This window comes from Halomonas sp. (assembly GCF_014859505.1).
Lineage (GTDB): Bacteria > Pseudomonadota > Gammaproteobacteria > Pseudomonadales > Halomonadaceae > Halomonas.
This window is the reverse complement of record NZ_JACUUD010000174.1, coordinates 1-4,753: the sequence shown is the minus strand read 5'-3', so window position 1 is coordinate 4,753 and position 4,753 is coordinate 1. Positions and strand designations below refer to the sequence as shown.

5 protein-coding genes are annotated in these 4,753 nt (G+C 68.1%); 3 read left to right on the top strand and 2 right to left on the bottom strand.

The annotated features are described in order from the left end of the window. The 3 genes from IBX53_RS14700 to IBX53_RS14690 all read left to right on the top strand — a co-directional run. A partial coding sequence (locus IBX53_RS14700) for an aminotransferase class III-fold pyridoxal phosphate-dependent enzyme (RefSeq protein WP_290910704.1) occupies positions 1-738 on the top strand: 738 nt, incomplete at its 5' end. Further along, a complete protein-coding gene (locus IBX53_RS14695; protein WP_290910701.1) occupies positions 735-2,249 on the top strand; it encodes an aldehyde dehydrogenase in 1,515 nt (504 codons plus the stop codon). The genes IBX53_RS14700 and IBX53_RS14695, both read left to right, overlap by 4 nt. Before the next feature lie 156 nt (positions 2,250-2,405). Further along, on the top strand, positions 2,406-2,576 hold the full coding sequence (locus tag IBX53_RS14690; RefSeq protein WP_290910698.1) for a DUF6435 family protein: 171 nt from the start codon (positions 2,406-2,408) through the stop codon (positions 2,574-2,576). A 12-nt stretch (positions 2,577-2,588) separates the two neighbouring features. Here the strand turns inward: IBX53_RS14690 and IBX53_RS14685 are convergent, their stop codons facing one another. Beyond that, positions 2,589-3,140: a cupin domain-containing protein gene (locus IBX53_RS14685; RefSeq protein WP_290910695.1), complete on the bottom strand. Its 552-nt coding sequence runs from the start codon at positions 3,138-3,140 to the stop codon at positions 2,589-2,591. Positions 3,141-3,179: 39 nt separating this feature from the next. After that, on the bottom strand, positions 3,180-4,634 hold the full coding sequence (gene gatB, locus IBX53_RS14680; protein ID WP_290910692.1) for an Asp-tRNA(Asn)/Glu-tRNA(Gln) amidotransferase subunit GatB: 1,455 nt from the start codon (positions 4,632-4,634) through the stop codon (positions 3,180-3,182). Between the last annotated feature and the right edge of the window lie 119 nt (positions 4,635-4,753).

Below are 4,753 nucleotides of genomic sequence, written 5' to 3'. Positions count from 1 at the left end.
GCGGCCTTCATCGCCGAGCCGGTGCAGGGCGCCGGGGGCGCCATCATTCCGCCGGCGAGCTACTGGCCGGCGGTGAAGGAAGTGCTCGAAAAGTACGACATCCTGCTGGTGGTGGACGAGGTGATCTGCGGCTTCGGGCGTCTGGGCGAGTGGTTCGGCAGCGTCCACTACGACCTGGAGCCGGACCTGATGCCCATCGCCAAGGGGCTCTCCTCGGGCTACCTGCCCATCGGCGGGGTGCTGGTGGGCGACCGGGTCGCCGAGACCCTGATCGAGGAGGGCGGCGAGTTCTTCCACGGCTTCACCTATTCGGGCCATCCGGTGTGCGCCGCGGTGGCGCAGAGGAACCTCGAGCTGCTGGAGGCCGAGGGGCTGGTGGACCGGGTCCGCGACGAGATCGGCCCCTACCTGGCCGGCCGCTGGAAGGCCCTCGAGGCGCACCCGCTGGTGGGCGAGGCGCGCTCGCTGGGGCTGATCGGTGCCCTGGAGCTGGTCGACCCCGCCACCGGTGAGCGCTTCGACGAGTCCCGGGGCGTGGGCACCCTGTGCCGCGATCTCTGCTTCGCCGGCGGCCTGGTGATGCGCTCGGTGGGTGATACCATGATCATCTCGCCACCGCTGGTGATCTCCCATGACGAGATCGACGAGCTGGTCGACAAGGCTCGCCGGGCGCTGGACGCGACCCTGGCCCGGCTGGCCGACCCCCTGACCGACCCTCAGAAGGAGAGCCTTACATGAGCCGCCCTGAATCCCCGAAGACCCTGGCCGATTGGCAGGCCCTGGCCGCCTCCCTGACGTCCGAGAAGGGGCTCGAGACCCGCGCCTACATCGACGACGCCTTCGTCGATGCGGACAGCGGTGAGACCTTTACCACGATCAATCCGGCCACCGGCGAGGCCCTGGCCGAGGTGGCCAGCTGCGACGCCGCCGACGCCGAGCTCGCCGTGGGCCATGCCCGGGCCGCCTTCGAGGCCGGCGAGTGGTCGCGCCTGGCCCCGGGCCGGCGCAAGAAGGTGCTGCTGCGCCTGGCCGACCTGCTGGAGGCCCACAAGCATGAGCTGGCGCTGCTCGACACCCTGGACATGGGCAAGCCGGTGGCAAGCTCGCTGGGCGACATGGCCGGCGCCATCGCCTGCTTCCGCTATCAGGCGGAGTGCATCGACAAGCTCTACGGCGAGGTGGCGCCCACCGGCGAGGAGGCCCTGGCCCTCGTGCTGCGCGAGCCGCTCGGCGTGGTGGCCTCCATCGTGCCCTGGAACTTCCCGCTGATGATGACCTCCTGGAAGGTCGCCCCGGCGCTGGCCGCCGGCAACAGCGTGATCCTGAAGCCCTCGGAGAAGTCGCCGCTCTCGGCGCTGCGCCTGGCCGCGCTCGCCCGAGAGGCGGGCCTGCCGCGGGGCGTCTTCCAGGTGCTGCCGGGCTTCGGCCACACCGTGGGCCAGGCCCTGGCCCTCTCCATGGGGGTGGACTGTCTCGCCTTCACCGGTTCCACCGGGGTGGGCAAGCAGCTGATGCAGTACGCCGGCCAGTCCAACCTCAAGCGGGTCTACCTGGAGTGCGGTGGCAAGTCGCCCAATATCGTCTTCGCCGACTGCAAGGACCTCACGCGGGTGGCGAAGCACGCCGCCTCGGCGATCTTCCACAATCAGGGGGAGGTGTGCATCGCCGGCTCCCGGCTGCTGGTGGAGAACTCGATCCGCGAGGCCTTCATCGACCAGGTGCTCGTGGCGGCGAAGAGGATGCAGCCCGGCGACCCCCTGGACCCCGACAGCTTCATGGGGGCCATCGTCGACGAGGCGCAGTATCGGCGCATCCTGGGCTACATCGAGAAGGGCCGCGAGGAGGGCGCCCGGCTGCGTGTCGGCGGCGAGCCCCTCGAGGGGCCGGGGCTCTTCATTCCCCCCACGGTGTTCGACGGCGTCACCCCCGAGATGGCCATCGGTCGCGAGGAGATCTTCGGCCCGGTGCTCTCGGTGTTCGGCTTCGACAGCGAGGAGCAGGCGGTGGCCATGGCCAACGACAGCGTCTATGGCCTGGCCGCGGGGCTGTGGAGCCAGGACATCGACCGCATCATGCGCGTCACCCGGCGGCTCCACTCCGGCCAGGTGTTCGTCAACAACTGGGCCGGCGGCGACCAGACCATGCCCTTCGGCGGGGTGAAGCAGTCGGGCAACGGTCGCGACAAGTCCCACCACTCCCTGGAGGAGTACTCCGAGCTCAAGAGCGTCTGGATCTCGCTGTCGAGCTGACATCACGTTCGCCGCCCAGGCATGATGAGGCCGGCGCCCCCAGGGCGGCGGCCTCTTAACCATGTACTTTAAATTATATCTGTACAACTATTGCATCGCTTTTTTTCGGCGGGGCGAGTACTCTGTCAGTATATTCCCCTGAAAGGAGCCAGGCCCATGTTCGGACTCTTCAAGAGCGACCCGACGAAGAAACTGCAGAAGGAGTACGAGCGCAAGCTGGAGCAGGCAATGCACGCCGCCCGCAACGGCGACATGCGCGCCAACGCCTCGCTCACCGAGGAGGCAGAGGCGCTGCGCGCCGAGATCGACAAGCTCAAGAAGGAGTGACGTCGCCGGACCTCAGAAGGCCCGGGCGGGGGTCGCGCAGCTCACCAGGCGACAGGGTGCATCGCCAGGGTTGCGGAAGCGATGGGGCACGTTGGTCTCGAAGTAGTAGGCCTCCCCCGCCTTTAGCAGGCGGCTCTCGGCGCCGATGGTGATCTCGATCTCGCCCTCGAGCACCATGCCGGCCTCCTCGCCCAGGTGGGCGATCATCTCGCGGCCGGTGTCGGCCCCGGGGGGGTAGGTCTCGACCAGGAAGGAGAGGGCGCGATCGCGGCGATCGGCGCCCACCAGCTTGTAGATGACGTCGCCGGTGCCCATGTCGGCCAGGTCGTCGGCGGTGTAGAACACCCGGCGGCCGTTCTCCAGGTCCAGGGTGAAGAAGTCCCCGACGCTCATGGGGATGGCATCGAGGATCTTCTTCAGCGAGCTGACCGAGGGACTGACCTTGCCCTGCTCGATCAGCGACAGGCTGGAGTGGGTGACCCCGCAGCGCTTGGCCAGCTCCCGCTGGGAGATGCCGCGCAGGGTGCGCAGGGCGCGCAGTCTTTCGCCCACGTCATCGGCCATGATGCCTCCTTTCGTCTCCGGTCGCCGATCGGCCGCGACTCAGCACAGGGCGTCCAGCTTCTCCTTGAGGAGCGCATTGACCTGCTGAGGATTGGCGGTGCCGCGGGAGGTCTTCATCACCTGGCCCACGAAGTAGCCGATCATCTTGCCGCGCTTGTCGGGCTCGGCGTCGCGGTACTGGGCCACCTGCCCGGGGCTTTCCGCGATCACCTGGTCGATCATCGCCTCGATGGCACCGCTGTCGGTGACCTGCTTGAGCCCCTTGGCCTCGATCACCTCGTCGGCGCTCTGCCCCTGGCCGTTCCATAGCGCCTGGAAGACCTGCTTGGCGGCCTTGCCGTTGATGGTGTCGTCCATCACCCGGGCGACAAGCTCGCCCAACTGGCGGGCCGAGACCGGACTGTCGGAGATCGGTAGCCCCTCGCGGTTCAGCGCGCCGGCCAGCTCGCCCATCACCCAGTTGGCGGCGAGCTTGGCGTCGCCGCAGGTGTCCTTGACCACCTCGAAGAATTCGGCCATCTCGCGGGTGGCCGAGAGCACGCCGGCATCGTAGGCGGAGAGCCCCAGCGTGGCCTGGAAGCGGGCGCGCTTCTCGTCGGGCAGCTCCGGCAGGGCCTCGCGCAGGTGGTCGACATAAGCGCGGTCGAGCACCACCGGCAGCAGGTCGGGGCAGGGGAAGTAGCGGTAGTCGTTGGCCTCCTCCTTGGTACGCATGCTGCGGGTCTCGTCCCGCTCGGGGTCGAAGAGGCGGGTCTCCTGGAGCACCCTGCCGCCGTCCTCCAGCAGCTCGATCTGGCGTCCCACCTCGAACTCGATAGCACGCTCAACGAAGCGGAAGGAGTTGACGTTCTTTACCTCCGCGCGGGTGCCGTATTCGGCCTGGCCCACCGGGCGCACCGAGACGTTGACGTCGCAGCGCATGGAGCCCTCGGCCATGTTGCCGTCGGAGATCCCCAGGTAGGTGACAATCGAGTGGATGGCCTTCAGGTAGGCGGCCGCCTCTTTCGCACTGCGCATGTCCGGCTCGGAGACGATCTCCAGCAACGGGGTACCGGCCCGGTTGAGGTCGATGCCGGTCATGCCGTGGAAGTCCTCGTGGAGCGACTTGCCGGCGTCCTCCTCCAGATGGGCATGGTGCACCCGCACGCGTCGGGTGGTGCCGTCCTCGAGGCTGATCTCCACCTCGCCGGCGCCGACAATGGGGTGATACATCTGGCTGGTCTGGTAGCCCTTGGGCAGGTCCGGGTAGAAGTAGTTCTTGCGGTCGAACACCGAGACCTCGGGGATCTCGGCGTGGATTGCCAGGCCGAACTGCACGGCCATGGCCACCGCCTGCTCGTTGAGCACCGGGAGCACCCCGGGCATGCCCAGATCCACGGCACAGGCCTGGGTGTTGGGCGCGGCGCCGAAGGCGGTGGAGGCCCCGGAGAAGATCTTGGACTGGGTGGCAAGCTGGACGTGAACCTCCAGCCCGATCACGGTTTCCCATTGCATCAGGTGGTCTCCTCGGCAAGCGCGGGACGACGCAGGTGCCAGTCGGTGGCCTGCTGGAACTGGTGGGCGACGTTGAGCAGCCGCGTCTCGGCGAAGTGGGTGCCCAGTATCTGCAGGCC